This is a genomic window from Altibacter lentus (genome assembly GCF_000746845.1).
Classification (GTDB): domain Bacteria; phylum Bacteroidota; class Bacteroidia; order Flavobacteriales; family Flavobacteriaceae; genus Altibacter; species Altibacter lentus.
This window is the reverse complement of record NZ_KN050846.1, coordinates 1,808,090-1,826,740: the sequence shown is the minus strand read 5'-3', so window position 1 is coordinate 1,826,740 and position 18,651 is coordinate 1,808,090. Positions and strand designations below refer to the sequence as shown.

The 18,651-nt window shown below is 44.1% G+C and carries 14 protein-coding genes; 5 read left to right on the top strand and 9 right to left on the bottom strand.

Annotated elements, in window-relative coordinates:
- Positions 1 to 12: 12 nt before the first annotated feature.
- On the bottom strand, positions 13 to 3,375 hold the full coding sequence (mfd, locus tag JS40_RS08440; RefSeq protein WP_034259860.1) for a transcription-repair coupling factor: 3,363 nt from the start codon (positions 3,373 to 3,375) through the stop codon (positions 13 to 15).
- 102 nt (positions 3,376 to 3,477) lie between these two features.
- Here mfd and JS40_RS08435 point away from each other — a divergent pair, with 102 nt between their 5' ends.
- Positions 3,478 to 4,830, top strand: coding sequence for a dihydrolipoyl dehydrogenase family protein (locus tag JS40_RS08435; protein WP_034259858.1), 1,353 nt, complete (start codon positions 3,478 to 3,480; stop codon positions 4,828 to 4,830).
- Position 4,831: 1 nt separating this feature from the next.
- On the opposite strand, the gene JS40_RS08430 is transcribed toward JS40_RS08435, so the two are convergent.
- The 6 genes from JS40_RS08430 to JS40_RS08405 are packed head-to-tail and all read right to left on the bottom strand — an operon-like array spanning position 4,832 to position 12,518.
- A complete protein-coding gene (locus tag JS40_RS08430) occupies positions 4,832 to 5,989 on the bottom strand; it encodes an aminotransferase class V-fold PLP-dependent enzyme (RefSeq protein ID WP_034259856.1) in 1,158 nt (385 codons plus the stop codon).
- The gene (locus JS40_RS08425; RefSeq protein WP_034259854.1) at positions 5,986 to 6,786 is read right to left on the bottom strand and encodes a hypothetical protein; all 801 of its coding nucleotides are present in this window, start codon (positions 6,784 to 6,786) and stop codon (positions 5,986 to 5,988) included. The genes JS40_RS08430 and JS40_RS08425 overlap by 4 nt, the downstream gene beginning before the upstream one ends.
- Positions 6,787 to 6,797: 11 nt before the next feature.
- On the bottom strand, positions 6,798 to 7,442 hold the full coding sequence (gene pdeM / locus JS40_RS08420) for a ligase-associated DNA damage response endonuclease PdeM (RefSeq protein ID WP_034259852.1): 645 nt from the start codon (positions 7,440 to 7,442) through the stop codon (positions 6,798 to 6,800).
- Positions 7,439 to 9,904, bottom strand: a complete 2,466-nt coding sequence (locus JS40_RS08415; protein ID WP_034259849.1) for a ligase-associated DNA damage response DEXH box helicase — start codon at positions 9,902 to 9,904, stop codon at positions 7,439 to 7,441. The genes pdeM and JS40_RS08415 overlap by 4 nt, the downstream gene beginning before the upstream one ends.
- Complete coding sequence (locus JS40_RS08410) at positions 9,901 to 11,493, bottom strand: ATP-dependent DNA ligase (protein WP_034259846.1); 1,593 nt, start codon at positions 11,491 to 11,493, stop codon at positions 9,901 to 9,903. The genes JS40_RS08415 and JS40_RS08410 overlap by 4 nt, the downstream gene beginning before the upstream one ends.
- Positions 11,490 to 12,518 (bottom strand): ligase-associated DNA damage response exonuclease, encoded by a 1,029-nt coding sequence (locus JS40_RS08405; RefSeq protein ID WP_034259843.1) that lies wholly within the window; start codon positions 12,516 to 12,518, stop codon positions 11,490 to 11,492. The genes JS40_RS08410 and JS40_RS08405 overlap by 4 nt, the downstream gene beginning before the upstream one ends.
- A gap of 163 nt (positions 12,519 to 12,681) precedes the next feature.
- On the opposite strand from JS40_RS08405, the gene JS40_RS08400 reads away from it, so the two are divergent.
- Complete coding sequence (locus tag JS40_RS08400; RefSeq protein ID WP_034259841.1) at positions 12,682 to 13,113, top strand: tellurite resistance TerB family protein; 432 nt, start codon at positions 12,682 to 12,684, stop codon at positions 13,111 to 13,113.
- Between the two features lie 26 nt (positions 13,114 to 13,139).
- On the opposite strand, the gene fbp is transcribed toward JS40_RS08400, so the two are convergent.
- A complete protein-coding gene (gene fbp / locus JS40_RS08395) occupies positions 13,140 to 14,150 on the bottom strand; it encodes a class 1 fructose-bisphosphatase (RefSeq protein WP_034259839.1) in 1,011 nt (336 codons plus the stop codon).
- A gap of 86 nt (positions 14,151 to 14,236) precedes the next feature.
- Between fbp and JS40_RS08390 the strand changes: the two genes are divergently transcribed.
- From JS40_RS08390 to JS40_RS08380, 3 genes are read left to right on the top strand one after another with little or no spacing between them, the layout of a single operon-like run.
- Positions 14,237 to 14,713, top strand: a complete 477-nt coding sequence (locus JS40_RS08390; protein WP_034262278.1) for a GNAT family N-acetyltransferase — start codon at positions 14,237 to 14,239, stop codon at positions 14,711 to 14,713.
- 28 nt (positions 14,714 to 14,741) lie between these two features.
- Positions 14,742 to 15,998: an aspartate kinase gene (locus JS40_RS08385; protein ID WP_034259836.1), complete on the top strand. Its 1,257-nt coding sequence runs from the start codon at positions 14,742 to 14,744 to the stop codon at positions 15,996 to 15,998.
- 50 nt (positions 15,999 to 16,048) lie between these two features.
- Positions 16,049 to 17,869, top strand: coding sequence for a GNAT family N-acyltransferase (locus JS40_RS08380; protein WP_034259834.1), 1,821 nt, complete (start codon positions 16,049 to 16,051; stop codon positions 17,867 to 17,869).
- On the opposite strand, the gene JS40_RS08375 is transcribed toward JS40_RS08380, so the two are convergent.
- Entirely contained in the window at positions 17,866 to 18,636 is a 771-nt protein-coding gene (locus JS40_RS08375; RefSeq protein WP_034259832.1) for a DUF1206 domain-containing protein, read from the bottom strand. The genes JS40_RS08380 and JS40_RS08375 overlap by 4 nt on opposite strands.
- Positions 18,637 to 18,651: the final 15 nt, after the last annotated feature.

Sequence of the window (18,651 nt, the reverse complement as noted above, 5' to 3'; positions counted from 1 at the left end):
TTGTGGAAGGAATTAAACCGAAAAAGATTCGAAAGTCTTTAATGCCTTTTCTACCGAAGTAATACGATCGAAGGTTAATAACAACCGTAATCCATTTCGGGTTTCCTTTTCCTTCATCTTTACAGTTTGCGAATGACTTTGCACATATTGCAATACTTTACCAAAATTCGCGCTTTGGTAATACGCACTTTGTTGATCCCTTACAAAGTAACCTACCATTTTACCTTTTTTCAAAACCACCCGCTCTAGTCCCATGGCGATAGCAGCCCATTTGATTCGAACACTATCCAGCAAATCTTGTGCTTCTTCCGGAAGCGGACCAAACCTATCGATCACGTCACGCTCAAATTGTTGCAGATCTCTTTCAGTTTTCAACTCATTGAGCTTGGTGTAGAGGTTGAGTCGTTCGGTAATATTATTTACATAATCGTCCGGGAAGAGCAATTCGAAGTCGGTGTCGATGACCACTTCTTTCACAAAATTCTTTTTCTCATGTTCGGTGCCGGCATACAGGTCTTTAAACTCTTTTTCTTTTAGCTCGTCGATCGCTTCTGAAAGGATCTTTTGGTAGGTTTCAAAACCAATCTCATTGATAAAACCGCTTTGTTCACCACCCAGAAGATCGCCTGCGCCACGGATCTCAAGATCCTTCATGGCGATGTTTAGACCGCTGCCCAATTCGCTAAACTGCTCCAGCGCGGTAATGCGCTTTCGGGCATCATCTGTCATGGCCGAATAGGGTGGCGTGATAAAATAACAAAAAGCTTTCTTATTGCTTCGCCCTACACGCCCACGCATCTGGTGGAGGTCGGAAAGACCAAAATTATTGGCATTGTTGATAAAAATAGTGTTCGCATTAGGGACGTCCAGACCACTTTCAATAATGGTCGTAGAGACCAACACATCAAACTCATTGTTCATAAAGGCAAGCATGAGGTTTTCAAGCTTCTTGCCATCCATTTGGCCGTGCCCTATGCCCAGCTTGGCATCGGGGACCAGGCGTTGTATCATACCTGCTACTTCTTTAATATTTTCAATGCGATTGTGTACAAAGAAAACTTGACCGCCACGTGAGATCTCGTAGCGTATGGCGTCTCGTATGGTTTCTTCGGAAAAACGTATCACATGGGTCTCGACCGGATAGCGGTTGGGAGGGGGTGTGGTGATGACCGAAAGGTCACGCGCGGCCATTAAACTAAACTGAAGCGTTCTTGGAATGGGCGTTGCCGTAAGCGTTAAGGTATCTACATTCTCTTTTATGGTCTTCAATTTATCTTTAACTGCAACTCCAAATTTCTGTTCCTCGTCAATAATAAGCAATCCAAGATCTTTGAACTGCACCGTTTTGTTTACGAGCTGGTGCGTGCCGATCACAATATCCAGGGTTCCGTTTTTAAGGTCTTCCAGAACTGTACGACGTTCTTTCGCGGTACGAAAACGATTGAGATAATCCACCCGAACGGGCATTTCTGCCAAACGTTCCGAAAAGGTCTTGTGGTGCTGAAAGGCCAGAATCGTAGTAGGCACAAGGACAGCTACCTGCTTTCCGTTATCGACCGCTTTAAAGGCTGCACGTATGGCTACTTCGGTCTTTCCGAAGCCTACATCCCCGCATACAAGACGGTCCATGGGTCGCTCGTTCTCCATGTCGCGCTTCACATCCTCTGTTGCAGTCACTTGGTCCGGCGTATCTTCGTACAGAAACGAGGACTCCAGTTCCAATTGCAGATAGGAATCAGGGTCAAAGGCAAACCCTTTCTGTAATCGTCGTTTTGCGTAAAGTTCAATCAAATTGAAAGCAATTTCCTTAACGCGCGTCTTGGTTTTTTGCTTCAGTTTTTTCCATGCGGCACTTCCTAATTTATAGATTTTAGGAGCCGTACCGTCCTTACCATTGTATTTTGAGATCTTATGAAGCGAATGGATGCTGAGGTACAAAATATCGCGTTCTCCATAAATAAGCTTTATAGCTTCCTGTTGTTTGCCTTCAACATCTATTTTTTGCAACCCCCCAAACTTGCCTATTCCGTGGTCAATATGGGTAACGTAATCGCCTACTTCAAGATTGGTGAGTTCCTTGAGTGTGATCGCCTGTTTCTTGGCATATCCGTTCTTAAGCTGAAATTTATGATAGCGCTCAAAGATTTGATGGTCTGTGTAACAAACCACTTTGTTGTCATCATCAATAAAGCCTTGATACAATGGGAAGACCACCGTTTCAAAATGCGCTACTTTTTGTTGAGCATCCTCAAAGATGTCATGGAAGCGTTGCGCTTGTTGTTCACTGCTGCAAAATATATAATTGGTATACCCATTAGAAGCTTTGGTGTTCAAATCCTCAATAAGAAGATTGAATTGTTTATTGAAGGAAGGCTGCGGCCTTGTATGAAAACCTATCAAACCGTTAGTTGCAGGACTTTTCCCGGTCGAAATCACTACGTTAGTAAACCTCTTCAATTGCTCATTCAAGAGGCCCGATGTACAAAATAGCTCCTGGGGTTCACTTTGTTTGATTTCGCCTTTCGTTTCTTGATAGGCTACCGCAGCTTTTTGAAAGAGCGTATCGATGCTGTTGCTTAGCAGCTCTTCATTTTTCAGAAAAACAACCGTTTTGGAAGCGATATAATCTAAAAAACTCTCCCGTACACTCAAGGAGGTTGCGCTTTCATCCATCCTCTTATTTTCCACATTGGGAATAATGGAGATCTTTTTTACCTGTTCCAGTGAAAGTTGAGTCTCCACATCGAACGTACGGATACTGTCGACCTCATCTCCAAAAAATTCAATGCGATACGGCTCATCATTACTAAAAGAGAAAACGTCCAGGATCCCACCACGTACGGAGAACTCCCCCGGTTCTGTGACAAAATCGGCGCGCTTAAAATGATAGGCAAAGAGCACTTCATTCACAAAATCGATGGATAGGGTGTCGTTCAAGGCGATCTTAAGCGTGTTCCTTTCCAGTTCCTTTCTGGTGACCACCTTTTCGAACAAGGCTTCGGGATAAGTAACGATAAGCGCTGGTTTCTTTCGTGAGTTGATACGGTTGAGCACTTCCGAACGAAGCAACACATTGGCGTTATCGGTCTCTTCTATTTGATACGGTCTGCGGTAGCTTCCGGGATAGAACAATACATTCTGATCGCCTAACAAATTTTCCAGATCATTGAGGTGATAGGCGGCTTCTTCCTTGTCATTCAGAATAACCAAAAAAGGGAGTTCTGTTGCTTTAAATGCAGTCGCGATCACTAAAGATGTTGCTGAACCTACCAGACCGGTAATTTCGGTTCTTGCTTGAGAACGGGCAATAGCTTCCTCCAGTTTTCGGGTGGCCGAAGACTGTGAAAAAAGGGTAGAGACGAGTGCTTTACTCATGGTCGGCAAAGATAGGGTGTTCCGCTTTTTATTTACAAGTTCAAAAGAATATTTATCATTTTACTAACACTATTCTCAAGAGGCATTCCCTACTTTTAAAAAATGAGTATAAAGGAATTTGACGTTTTTGTCATTGGTACCGGCACAGCCGGAAAGAGTGTTGCATACGATTGTGCTGCGGAAGGAATGACCGTCGCCATTGCCGACAACCGAGAATTTGGCGGCACCTGTGCTAATCGCGGTTGCGATCCGAAAAAGGTGCTGGTGGGGATCACGGAAGCTTTGCATATAACGAAGAATCTTACCGGGAAAGGCATTACTTCTGTGCCCAAGATCGACTGGCAGGAGGTGCAAAATTTCAAAGCCGGTTTTACAGATGCTGTCCCTGCGAGTACAGAAAAAGCCCTGCGCAAGGCAGGAATAACCATGTATCATCAATCGCCGGTTTTTATAGATGAACAAACACTTTCGGTGGAAGGAAAGGCCGTAAAAGCAAAGAAGATCGTGATCGCAACGGGGCAACAGCCTTTAGAATTGAAGATCCCCGGAAGAGAACACCTTCAAGTAAGCGATGACTTTCTAGAATTGGCTGTGCTTCCGGAAAGTATGGTGTTCGTGGGTGCCGGCTACATTGGGATGGAATTTGCACACATTGCGGCACGCTGTGGGGTAAAGGTGACCGTCATAGAATTCAAAGAGCGACCTTTGACACCTTTTGAAGGAGACATTGTGGAACATCTTACAAAAGCTTCGGAAGCATTGGGGATCGATTTTGTTTTCAATGCTGAAGTAACTGCCGTGGAAAAACTACGAAAGAATTACCGTGTCCATTTTCAGAAGAACGGAAAAAAGCAGTCCCTTAAAACCCGAATGGTATTTAACACCGCCGGAAGAGTACCGTCTATTGCAGCACTTGCGCTCGAAAAGGGGAACGTTGCATACGAAAAGGGCGGTGTTTCCGTGAATGCGTTTCTACAAAACACGACCAATCCCAACGTATATGCTTGCGGAGATGTTTCTGCGAGCGGGTCCTTAGCACTAACCCCTACGTCTTCCCAGGAGGCGCGCGTTGTGAGCTTCAATATTATAAAAGGGAATACTACCAAAATGGATTTTCCGCCGGTACCTTCGGTGGTGTTCACCATTCCGCAGTTGGCGAGTATCGGACTCACAGAAGCTGAAGCAAAAGATAAAGGTTACGACATTCGGGTGGAATACAAAAGTGTACCGCATTGGTACAATGCCAAACGAATCAATGCAGATGTTTATGCCTATAAGACCATTGTCGATACCAAGGGCGATCTCATTCTTGGGGCACATATTATTGCACCTCACGCTGCCGAAATGATCAATTTATTTGTATTGGCACTTTGCGGTAAATTGAAGCCGGAGCATTTAAAGGCCATGATATTTGCCTATCCTACATGGGGGAATGATATCAAGGGGATGGTGTAATTCAGTTTACAGCGCTGCGTAAACAGGATATTAATTGCTGTAAATCGTCCTCGGTATTGTACACATTCGGGGAGACGCGAATCGCTTTTCCACGATAGGAAACCGAGATATTTTGAGCCGCGATACGTTGCTTCAAATTAGGGATGGACAATTCACCTTTGGTATAGATTCCGAAGAGATGCTGCGCTCTGAATTTGGGATCTTCAATATAAAAATACTTCTTCGGAAGCGTTTTCAAAACATCTTTCGTGATATTCCTGCAATAGTCCTGAATGACTTCCGGGGTCCATTCCAATAACTGACGAATACCTTCTGAAAGCATTGGCACCAATATAAAATTACTCGATTCGCCTACATCGAAACGCGTAGCCTTGGCTTTAAAGCGTTCGTTATAATTCACGAGATTGGAGAAATTCTCACTGCCTTCATGGTTCATCCAATTATTCTCGATGGGGATCCCCTCATAGAAGCGCTCCCCATAGTAAGCGACTCCCAAACCATACGCTCCTAATAACCATTTATAGCCACCGCTAATGAGAGCATCGGGAGCGATATCTTGCACCGAAAAAGGCAAGGCACCTACACTTTGAGTGCCATCCACAATGAGATAGGCGTTTACCTCGTTGGTGCGTTTTCGAAGCAGGGAGAGATTAAATAAGGTCCCGTCGGCCCAATGAACATGAGGCACGGCAACTACTTTTGTTCTTTCTGTAACAGCTTCCACTAAAGCTTCGTTCCAACGCTCGGCCCTGCCTGTTTCCACAGCCGGTGCAGTAACTATCTTGACCAGTACGCCATGAGAGGCCTCGAGTTGCTTCCAGGCATAATAGTTACTGGGAAATTGTTCCTGAAGGAGTATGATCTCATCACCTTTTTCAAAAGTAATATTTCGTATCACATTGGCAATCCCGTACGAAACAGACGGGATGATGGCAATCGCTTCCGGATCGGGAGCGCTAATTAGTTGCGCAAATCGTTCTTTCAATACCCTCTTTTCTGAAAAGAAATCGGCTTCAGAGATCTCGTAAGGGCGGTTCTTCTTTTTAAGATTTTCAATTCCGATCTGTGTTACCGATCTTAATTGAGGTGACATGTAGGCACCGTTGAGGTATATGTGATCCGGATCGAGATCAAAGCGGTCTTTTTGTTGGGCTATCATGAACGTTTTCGGTATTGAGAATATTTGATAATAGGGCTAGTATCGCGATTTTTAAATCCGTGTATACTGCTGCTCCCAAAAAGTACGGTTGCTACAAGAATGGCAGTATATGAAACTTCTTCATGAGCGCCCCAATTCGCTACGGCGATTGCCGCTAAGGCCCAAACGCCTACTAGGGCGAATTCGCGCATATTACGGCTCCAGGTGACCCAGAGATTGATACACCCTGCAATGCAGATCATGATAATTGCCCAAGTGCTTTCGGAAAATCCAAAACCTTCCCATCCTATTTTTACGAGATAAGCCGAAACATTCGCAATACTCGCTACTGTTACCCAGCCGCTGTAGATCACAAAAGGCCACCACAGGAAGGCAATGACAGATATAGGCGCATCCCACAGCTCCATATCGTTGTTAAGTACGATACGGATCAAGGAGTATAACAGGACAAATATGCACAGTACAGAAAAATTGATATAACCGTATAACCAAAAGATCACCCAAAGGCAATTTGCTATACAAGAAAGTACAAACCACCAACCTGTCTTTAAAATAAAAGCGTCGTCCCTAACGGTTGTAAAGAGACTTCTGCTTTGATACACAATAAACCCGAAAAGAAGAAGATAGATCACTCCCCAAATAGCAAAGGCGTAACCCGCTGGTGTGAAGAGGGTGGTAAGTGATTCTGAAACCGCTCCAATCGTGGTGTTGTTGATAGCTCCTGTGTTTGAGGCATAATTGACCAAAACAGTTGCCACAAAGGCAATGATATTTCCAATTTGTAAGGCTCTTTTCATTTTTTTTCACTTTAAGGGTTAGCTGAAACACATACAACCTGACCTTCAACGATTGCATATACAATGTCTTCCGGTTGCGGACGTATAATATGCTTTCCTGTAAAGGTACCAAAAGCCGGCAAAATAAATTGTCCTTTTCGTTTGTAGAAACATGCTAATTTAATGGATTGCCGCCCTACTCCCAGCAGTCGAATTCCCGGATGGACATGTCCTGCAATATTGAACAAAGCCTCGTTTGCCGTGGGATGATGTGTAAAGAGAAAATCATCGAGACGCAACTCATCCCTCACTTCCAGACCCAAATCCTGATATAAGTAGGAAGGAATGATATCATGATTGCCGCTTACCAAAATAATCTTTGCTTCTGTTTCCTGCACCCATTTTTCAAATTGTTTCCATTCGCTATTCTTTCTGCTGTGGAAAAGGTCACCCAAAAAGCAAACAGTCTTGGGAGAATAGATTGCCACGACATCACGTAGTTTTTGGAAATTTTCTTCTGAAGATTTCAATGGAACGGCAGCACCGTGTTTTCTGAAGTGGGTCACTTTTCCAAAGTGAACATCGGCGATCAAAAGCATATTTTGGCGTTCCCAGTAAACTGCCCCGCTTGGGTGTAGTATAAATTCCTGCTCGTGTATGTAAATCGATGCGGTCATTTTTCGAGTTGAAGGGTCATTCGTTTGATCCGGTCGGCTAATTTTTCGGAAGATAACTTTTCCCGTAATCGATCGGTAATGATAGGAAAACTAAATGGAGTTGGTTTCATACACGGCTTCCAAACGATGGTTTGCGTATTGATGCGTTCCAGGGCCTCTCGAAGTCGCCCTTCCTCCAACTGATGCTCGAAAGTTTCTCGAAACGCTTGTAAATACAGGAGGTTATTGGGTTCATAGTCTCTAAATACATCAAACAACAATTGAGAATTGCTTTGAAGGTGTTTGGTTTTAATGGTTTTGTTAGGGTATCCTTGAAAGACCATTCCGCTTATAACTGCAATATCCCGAAATTTTCTTCGGGCAAGTTCTGTCGCATTGAGACTCTTTTGTAGATCGTCAAAGAGGTAATCTGCAGAGAACAAATTATTATCAATTATTTGCTGTATGTCTATGGGGCGATCGCTCAATAGCTCAAAACCATAATCGTTATAGGCTAATGAAAAAGTAACGGGCGAAAGCAAACTAATACGGTAAGCCAGCAATCCGCTCATAGCTTCGTGAACAAACCGGCCTTCAAAGGGGTAACAGACACAATGGTATCCTTCTCGGGTTTTAAAACTTTCGATTAAAAACTCATGGGCTCCGGGAACAACCGATTCGCGACGTTGTCGTTTAAAGATAGGTTCCAGCGCCTTTAGTTCTCGGCTTTGAGCAGGGCGTTCTTCAGCAGCCATCGGCACACTGTTTAATTCTTCCCGCAGGATCTTACTCATTTGGGAAGAAAGGGGTAATCTTCCCCCCATAAAACTAACTACATTCGTACTGGTTTTTTTTGCGGCTCGTACTTGGGCCTGCATGTTTCGTAATCGCACCAATTCTAAAGTTCTTCCTGCAAAAACAAAGGTGTCGCCGGGCTTCATCTTGCCAATGAACCATTCTTCGATCGTGCCTATAAATCCGCCGGAAACATATTTCACGAGCAGCATGGCATCACTAACAATGGTTCCAATGGACAAGCGATGCATCATTGCGATCTGCCTGCTCTCTACTTTAAACAAACCTTGAGGTGTAACGGTCACTTTTCGGTATTCGTCATAGGCTTGAAGACTTTGACTCCCTATCGTGATGAAGTTAAGACACCATTGCCACTGGTCGTCTGAAATCCCTTGAAAGCAGAAAGTGGTTTTAATTTCTTTATAGATCTCCTTCGGAAAAAATCCATCACTTACCGCAAGTGTTAGGAGGTATTGTATCAACACATCGAAGCTTAAGAGATATGGAATCCGATCTTCCATTACGTCTTCTTGAACTGCTCGTTTTAAGGCCGAAGCTTCCACAAGTTCGAGTGCATGTGTGGGTAAAAAGTAAATTACACTGGCTTCGCCCGGACGATGATTGCTTCTGCCGGCACGTTGTAAGAACTTAGCAACTCCTTTTGGCCCCCCAATTTGGATAATAGTCTCTACCGGAGCAAAATCCACTCCCAGATCTAAGCTGGAGGTTGCAACCACCGCTGTTAGAGATTCGTTTCGAATGGCTTGTTCGACCCATAGCCGCGTGTCTTTTGAGATGCTTCCGTGGTGCATTGCGATCGCTCCTGCCAATTCCGGATACTCCGCCAATAGCTTCTGAAACCAGATCTCGCATTGCCCACGGGTGTTGGTGAAAATTAAGGTCGTTCTGCTTTTTTTAAGGATAGGAACAACTTCATCCAATAGGTGTAATCCTAAATGGCCTCGCCAGGGGAAGGTTTCCATTTTTTTGGGGATGATAGACTTAACGATGACCTTCCGTTTATTTTTCGCCTTTATAAGCACCGCATTCTTTCTAAAAGAACTATCCATTCCCAGCAGTACATCTTGTGCTTCTTCCAAATTTCCTATTGTCGCTGAAATTCCCCAAATTCGAAGCCGGGGACATATGGTTTTAAAACGGGAAAGCGCTAATTCCATTTGCACTCCTCTCTTGCTTCCCAATAGCTCATGCCATTCGTCTACCACAATCGCCTGAAGCGTTGAGAACGTCTTTGCATAGCCTTTACTCGCTAATAGAAGCATCAGACTTTCAGGAGTGGTAATAAGCAAATCGGGCATGTTCTTTTTTTGTCTGGCACGTTCACTTTGAGGGGTGTCTCCTGTACGTATTCCTACCGTAAGCCCGGTATCAAGTTCGTCTGCAAATCGTTGTGCAGCTTGTTGTATTTCAACTGAAAGTGCGCGAAGCGGCGTGATCCAGATGGCTTTTATGCCGGGGGACCTTTTTGTCTTATAATCGGGATGATCCTTTATGTACTGCAGAACAACGGGGATCCATAAAGAATAGGTTTTTCCGCTTCCTGTAGGAGCATTTAGAAGACCGTGTTTGCCTGCTAAGAACGCTTTCCATGTTTTTTTCTGAAAAGGAAAGGGCTTCCAGCCTTGCTGCCGGAACCATGTTTCGGCTATGTCTATCAATTCGTTCACTTCGGAATAAGGGCTTTTAGATCGTCTAACGTATTGGCTTCGGCAATTGGTTTGTCTTTCCTCCAGCGGACTATCCGCGGAAAGCGGGTGGCAATACCGCTTTTATGTCTTGTGCTTTCTGCGATCCCTTCAAAAGCGATCTCAAAAACGTGATGCGGGGTAACACTTCGAACCGGACCAAATCGTTCTAAGGTATTCTTCTTGATCCAGGCATCCACTTGCCTGAATTCAGCATCGGTAAGCCCGGAATACGCCTTTGCAAAAGTGACCAATTCTCCTTTATCCCAAAGTGCAAAAGTGTAATCTGTATAGAGATTTGCCCGTCTCCCGTGTCCGCGCATAGCATAAGTTAGCACAGCATCGATGGTAAAGGGATCGATCTTCCACTTCCACCAATCTCCCTTTTTTCGTCCCACCAAATACGGACTCTCTTTTTGCTTTAGCATGAGTCCTTCGCTACGCTTCTCTCGAGAACGGGCCCGCTCTGCGGCGGCAGCTTTCCAGGATGTGAATTCCATGGTGGTACTCAGGTAGAGTCCAATGGCATCACAATCACAATCCTCAATAAGTCTGTCTAGCAGCTTTCGTCTTTTTGAGAAGGGTTCGAGACGAATATCCTTACCCTGCCATTCCAACAGATCGTAAGCAACCAAGATAACCGGGGTTTTTTCAAGGAGTGCCTTAGAAAGGTTCTTACGTCCAATCCGGGTCTGTAAGGCATTGAAGGTTCCAATAGAACCGTTAGAAAAAGGAAGGATTTCGCCATCCAGAACAGTACCGTTTGGAATAACTTTTAAGAATCTTTGAAACTCGGGGTATTTATCGGTAACCAGTTCTTCTCCCCGGGACCACACGAATACTTCGTCGTTACGCAAGATCACCTGCGCTCTTATACCATCCCATTTATGTTCAAAACTCCATTGGTCGATTGGGTCCAATTCTTTCTGAAAATCATTCTCCACGGCATAGGCAAGATAGAAGGGGTAAGGCTTCGATAAGTAATCGTCTTCGTTCTCTTCCAGGATCAATTTTTTGTAAGTTGTCGTTTCCGGAGTCCAATCGCCCATTAGCTTGTATGCAAGAATATCTTCGTCGATCCCGGTGGCCTTGGACAAGGCCCGCGTCATTAGTTTTTGACTTACTCCAATGCGAAAACTTCCGGTAATGATCTTGTTAAATACAAAGCGTTCAAAATAGTTTTGCTGTAACCAGTTCTCTTGAAGGTACCTTTTTTTCCGGGCCTCAGGAAGGTCTTTTAGCGCACTTATTTCTGAAATATACTGTGACAATGATTTATCGGTTTGCCCTTCTGAAGAAGGGACTACAAGTGCGATCGTTTCGGCAAGGTCTCCAACAATGTGATAGCTCTCTTCAAAAAGCCATAGAGGAATCCCACTTATTTCTGTGGCCCATTGACGCAGCAGTGTTGTATTTACGGGGCGCTTGGGGCGTCGATGTGAGAGGATGGCAATGGTCCAAAGCTTGTCGGCATCGCCGGCTTTCAGAAAATAATCGGTTAAAGCTGCAACCTTTCGGGTAGTTTTATTGGTGCTGTCAAGTTTCTTGATAAGTTGGGCGAAGGCTTTCACGAATCCACCTCCGTTTCTTGTTTAGTTCCCACTTCGGCACCCTCCTCTTCATATTGTGTTTTTTCTGTTCGAGCGTCCAGTCCCATTTCTTCACGAAGATAACGCGCAAAGATATCGGTATAGCCATGCGTGGCGATCACTTTTTCGCAGCCTGTTGCCTTGATCGTTTCTAAAAGTCCTTCCCAATCGGCATGATCACTCAGCACAAAACCGCGATCGACGGCACGTCTTCGGCGGGCCCCCCGAAAGGTCATCCACCCGCTTGCCGAGGCAGTCTCGTACGGGACCATCTTCCTAATCCATGTACTTCCATGTGCGCTGGGAGGAGCGATCACCATATTCCCTCGAAGTTCTTCTTTTGTTGTATCACTGCCTACTTTTATGGTCTTCGGAAAGGTATAGAGCGAACGAAGAACGTTGGTCATATTTTCCACGGCACCATGGGTGTAGATCGCTCCAATAGAAGTGTCCAGATGTTTGAGTAGTCGCTGTGCTTTCCCTAAGCTATAACCAAACAACACAGAGGTCTTTCCTTCGGCTTTGTTTTCGGCCCACCAGGAATTGATATCGTCAAACACTTGCGCTTGTGGCTCCCAGCTAAAAGCGGGTAGCCCGAAGGTGCATTCGGTAATAAAGGTATGGCATTTTACCGGTTCGAATGCTTCTGCCAAACCATCGTCTTCGGTCTTGAAATCGCCTGTAAAGACCCAAATCTCGCCCTTGTATTCCACACGAACTTGCGACGATGCCACAATGTGCCCGGCGGGGTGCAGTGAAAATTTAACACCGTTGATCACAAAGGTCTCGTTCCACTGTTTGCCGGTGACGGAGATAGCGCCCAAACGATGTTTAATAATTGGAACATTGTTGGCGTGTGTAATATACTGTTGATGTCCCCAGCGGCTGTGGTCTGCATGCCCGTGTGTGACGATGCATTTCTTTACGGGACGCCACGCATCGATATAAACATCGGCTCGCTGGCAATAGATTCCGTTAGCATTAAAGACGAGTAGTGGTGCGGTCATGGATTCTTTTCAGTAGCAGTTTAAAATTACCATTTTGCGTTGTATTTATTTCAGAATTAAGAAAAGTTTAGCGTCCATACTCGCTTAAAAAAATGAACAAAATATGATAGGAATCATACGCAAGGCTGGCAAAAGTTCTATATTTGTGGTATAAAATTCTACTATGTCATTTACAGATCTATTTGAAAGCGGAGAACACGCGAGAAACTTGGGTCATTTTGCCTCTATTGCAAATATTGCGGCTATTAACGGTGCATTAAATCCTGAGGAAGAAAGATTGTTAAAGCGATTTGCCAGAAAATTGGACATTCGGGAATCGGAGTATCTTGAAGTATTAAAGAACCCTCAAAAATATCCTATCAATCCGCCAAACTCTGCCGATAAACGATTGGAGCGTATGCATGATCTGTTTGAAATGATCTTTGCAGACCATGAGATCGATGATCACGAACGTTTTTTAATCGAACGGTATGCTATTGGCCTTGGTTATTCTACCGAATTGGCACAAACACTCATCAAGCGTTCCATTGAAATCTATCAAGGAGGTTTGGATTTTGAAGACTACCGATACCTTCTCAATAAAAAAAAGAAGTAAAGTCCAACGTTTAACAGGTACGAAGTTTAGTTACTGCTTTGCTGCATGAACTCTTCGGCTTTCTCAACCATTTTTTTGCTTCCGCAGAAGAAAGGCACGCGTTGGTGCAAGGTAGTGGGTTGAATATCCAAGATGCGCTCATAGCCGTTACTAGCCTTTCCTCCTGCTTGCTCGGCAATATACGCCATAGGGTTGCACTCGTAAAGTAAGCGTAGTTTCCCGTCGGGGTTCTTGGATGTATTGGGATAGATATAAATACCTCCTTTGATCATGTTTCGGTGAAAGTCTGAGACCAGAGAGCCAATATAGCGTGATGTATAGGGGCGGTCTTCTTCTTCCTTCTGGCAGTACTTGATATAATCTTTCACTCCCTGCGGAAAATGGATGTAATTTCCTTCGTTCACCGAATAAATGGAACCGGTTTCAGGAAATTTCATGTTGGGATGTGAAAGGTAGTAGGTTCCAATAGCGGGATTCAAGGTAAATCCGTTTACACCATGTCCGGTGGTATAAACAATCATTGTTGAGGTCCCATAAACAATATAGCCCGCTGCCACCTGTCTGTTTCCGGTTTGTAAAAAATCTTCCAGGGTAACCGGCGTTCCTTCCGGGGTGATCCTTCTGTAAATGGAAAATATGGTCCCGACAGATACATTCACATCAATATTGGATGAGCCGTCCAGCGGATCTATTAACACGACGTATTTATTGTCATTCTTCTTATTACGCCCTTGGATAGTAATAAAATCGTCTTCTTCTTCACTGGCAATTCCGCAAACGATCTCGCGATTGGTTAGGGTTTTTATAAAGATCTCGTTAGCGTAAACGTCTAGTTTTTGCTGATCTTCACCTTGTATGTTGGTGTCTCCGGCCGCCCCCAGAATATCCACTAGTCCGGCTTTATTCACTTCATGGTTTACGACCTTGGCAGCTAACCTAATGGAATTGATGAGGCGCGAAAGTTCCCCCGAAGAGTACCTAAACTCGCTTTGGTTCTCAATGATAAATTCGCCTAGGGTCTGATTTTGTTTTGCCATGATGAAGGTTAATGGAATGTGAATTTGCTGCAAATATCGGGTTTTTTAAGAAATTGAACCGATATTTGTGCCTCAAAACAAGGCGTATGCAGATAACTATTCGAAATGCCAAGAAAGCGGACATGTCCAAGGTGCGTGAACTCATTGTAGAACTAGCCGTTTTCGAGAAGGAACCGGATGCGGTGGATGTTACTGTAGCAGATCTTGAAAAGGCCGGCTTTGAAGCCGAACCTCTCTTTCGTTGTTTTGTGGCGGAAGTTGATACAAAGATCGTAGGAATGGCACTGGTCTATTTTCGGTTTTCTACATGGAAGGGACGCGTACTGCATTTAGAAGACCTTATCGTGACCAACGCCATGCGAGGGAAGGGAGTGGGGGAAAAACTCTATGCTGCGGTGCTTGAATACGGACACTCTCTGGGATGTAAAAGAGTGCAATGGGAGGTCCTGGGATGGAATGAAGGAGCCATTAAGTTCTATGAACGTAGTGGCGCAAATGTGTTGCGGGATTGGCATGTGGTACACATGGATGAACAAGGGCTTACCAATTTTTTAAATACATAATAGTAGTTATAGACAGGAACGATAATAAATGAAAGTATTCAAATTTGGAGGGGCATCGGTCAAGGATGCCGAAGGGGTTAAAAATCTTGTAAACGTAATCAACATAACCGGGGAGAAGGATCTTTTGGTTGTGGTGTCGGCGATGGGGAAGACCACGAACGCACTGGAAACAGTGGTTTCTCACTATTTTTCAAATCCTTCGGAAATTGAAGCTGCTGTTATAAGCGTGTATGAGTACCACTTTGAAATCTTACAGGGATTATTTCCTGCGAGCGCTTCGGAAGTATTCGCAGATGTAAAAGAACTTTTTAAAGAATTGAAGGGTTTTCTGAAGCGTACCAAATCCAAGAACCATGCTTTTGTCTACGATCAAGTTGTGTCCTATGGCGAGTTGGTCTCTACCGCGATCGTTTCGGCATATCTTTCCGAAGCAGGCATTAAAAACACTTTGCTGGATGTACGAAGCTGCATTGCAACCGATGCCAATTACCGTGATGCGAATGTGAATTGGGAAGCGACCCAAGAACGTATTGGCAGTAAGGTGTCTAAAAAAGGAATTACGATCACTCAAGGATTTCTTGGCGCTGAGAACACCAACAACTTCACAACTACGCTGGGAAGAGAGGGGAGTGATTATACTGCTGCAATCTTTGCCTATTGCCTCAATGCTACGTCGGTTACAATTTGGAAGGACGTCGCCGGTGTCTTAAATGCAGACCCAAGGTTTTTTACAAACACAACCTTGTTACACCACATTTCCTATCGGGAGGCCATCGAATTGGCTTTTTACGGAGCATCTGTGATCCACCCTAAAACACTTCAGCCATTACAGCGCAAGGAAATTCCGTTGTATGTAAAATCGTTTGTAAGTCCGCTGGACCCCGGAACCTGTGTGGGCAAAGGAGTGGCTCTGGACCCTGAAACATCCTGTTTTATCTTAAAAAAGAACCAAGTACTCATTTCACTGTCGTCCTTGGATTTTAGTTTTATGATGGAGAATCACATTGGCGATGTCTTTAAATGGTTGCACGAATATAAAATGAAGGTAGAGCTCATACAAAACTCTGCCATTAGCTTTTCGGTATGTGTCGATAATAAATACGACACGCTTGAGCCGCTGCTGGCAAAGCTTCGGTCGAACTTCAAAGTAAAATGGAACGAGGGAGTTACCCTGTATACGGTGCGGCACTCAAGACCTTCAGAAATCGAATCCCTTGTTGAAAATAAAACGGTTCTTTTAAAACAAGAAAGCCGTGAAACGGTGCAGTTGGTCGTAAAAGAATAGTACAGATTGTTTCGCTATATTTGTGACTCGTAACAACCAAAACAACCTCCATGGGATTAGTCAATGCCAAAGAAGTAGCGAAAGCTATCAATGTCGATAAATTCGGCTTTTTAGGCACTTCCATGGGCTGGGTGTTAATGAAGCTGCTCAATATTTCTACCATGAACAAAATCTATGATAGGAATAAGCATTTGAGCGACCTTGAATTTATCAATGCACTCTTAGACGAATTCGAGATCAATTTTGAGATCCCCGAAGAAGACCTGAAACGGTTACCTAAGACAGGAGCCTTTATTACCATATCCAATCATCCACTAGGAGGTATCGATGGTATTTTACTGCTGAAATTGCTACTGGAACACCGTCCGGACTTCAAGATCATTGCCAATTTTTTACTACATCGAATCGAGCCGTTAAAGCCGTACGTCATGCCTGTAAATCCTTTTGAAGAGCGCAAGGACGCCAAAAGCAGCGTGATGGGTTTTAAAGCCTCCCTAACACACCTGCGCGAAGGGCATCCCTTGGGAATTTTTCCGGCCGGTGAAGTCTCTACCTATCGCGATGGTAAATTGGTGGTGGACCGTCCCTGGGAGGTAGCCGCCATGAAGCTGGTGAAAAAGGCTGAAGTGCCCATTGTACCCATTTATTTTCACGCTAAAAACAGTAAATTCTTCTATAGATTGGCGAAACTCAGCGATACGTTGCGTACCGCTAAATTACCTTCGGAATTGCTCACGCAGAAGGAACGTGTGATCAAGGTACGTATTGGAAACCCCATTGGGTTAGAGGACCAAAGAGAGCATGAATCGCTGGATGCATTCACAGAATTTCTTCGGAAAAAGACCTATGTTCTCGCGAATCCTTTTCAGAAGAAAAAATTATTGGATACACTTCCAAAGAATTTAAAGTTCCCTAAACCTCCCAAAAAGATTGCCGGTGCCATCTCGGTAGAGAAGATGGAAAGCGAGATTGCTGCCCTTCGTGCCGATGATAAGCGTTTGCTTATTAGTAAGAACTACGAGGTGTTCCTAGCGCAGGCCGATCGTATCCCCAGTATCATTCAAGAAATCGGGCGTTTACGCGAGATCACATTTAGAGAGGTAGGAGAGGGCACGAACAACGCAACAGATTTGGATAAGTTCGACAGCTACTATCATCACATGTTCCTGTGGGACAACGATGCGCAAAAACTTGCCGGAGCCTATCGTATGGGATTGGGATCGCAGATCTTTCCGCGTTTTGGGATCGATGGATTCTACTTGCAGGATCTGTTTCGTTTTGAACCCGAGCTTTATCCTATGATGAGCAAGTCCATTGAAATGGGGCGCGCGTTCATCATTAAAGACTATCAGCAGCGGCCCATGCCTTTATTCCTGCTTTGGAAGGGCATTGTACATACTACTTTGCGTTATCCGGAACATCGCTACCTTATTGGAGGAGTGAGTATTAGTAATAAATTTTCTGAATTTTCGAAATCGTTGATGATCGAATTTATGAAATCTAATTATTACGACCCGTATGTCGCTCAATACATCAATCCGAAAAAAGAGTTTAAAGTTAAATTGAAGGATGCGGATAAGGATTTTATTTTTGACGAAAGTGAGGCCGATCTTAATAAGTTCGATAAGATAATCGATGAGGTAGAACCCGGAAGCTTGCGTTTGCCGGTACTTATTAAAAAATACATCAAACAAAATGCAAAGGTAGTTGCCTTTAATGTGGATCCGCTTTTTAACAATGCAGTAGACGGGTTGATGTATATACGTATAGCAGATCTACCCGAAAGTACTGTGAAACCTGTGATGGAAGAATTTCAAGCTGAGTTGGAGCAACGATTTGCCAATGGGCAAAAAGATGAAGTAGCCGATTAGTTTACGTTCAAACTACTGTATTTGGACGTGATCAACATAAAGACTCCATAGACTATTAGCCCCACTGCAATGATGCCCATAATAGTTTGTCCGAAGGTATCCTGAAGGAAATTGAACACGTCTACTTTTCCTACATCAGACTTACTGCCCTGGTATGCCGCTCTAAAGAATAGATAGGCCATGATACCCGATACGATGCCGCGTGCGGTATGCCCTATTTTGCCAACATTTATTACCATTTTTTTAGCCTTTTCCTTAAGGTCACTCTCGTCCACGTGTTCCCTGAATTTTCCCGAATAGGCTTTATAGAACTCATAAAGAGATTTAATGAGTACAATAACGCCAATGACAATTAAAAGAGTAGTAGCATACGCAGAACTTAGAAGTGAGGCCACGATAGATTTGCCGTCGCTGCCTGCACCTATAACCCGTTTTATAGCACTTATAGCCAGCAGCCCATAAAATAACCCGCTCCCAAAATAGGCGATCCTTTTTACAACAGCCTTAGAGGCACTTGATTCCTGTTCGAAGGAGGTAAATGCTTGATACCATCGCCAAAACACATAACCGATTAGACCAGCGGCGATCGCGCCCAAAAGGACCTGTCCAAATACCTGTCTTGAAATAAAATCCAATACATTGCCACTATTCGCTTTTTGACCCCCTAAATTAAAAGCTGCGAGTGCCGTAAGACTTCCAATGAGTAAGTAAACCACCCCTTTGGTGGCAACCCCGAAACGCGCGAAGTTTCTTTTTTTATTAGACATGTTTGATTGAATGAT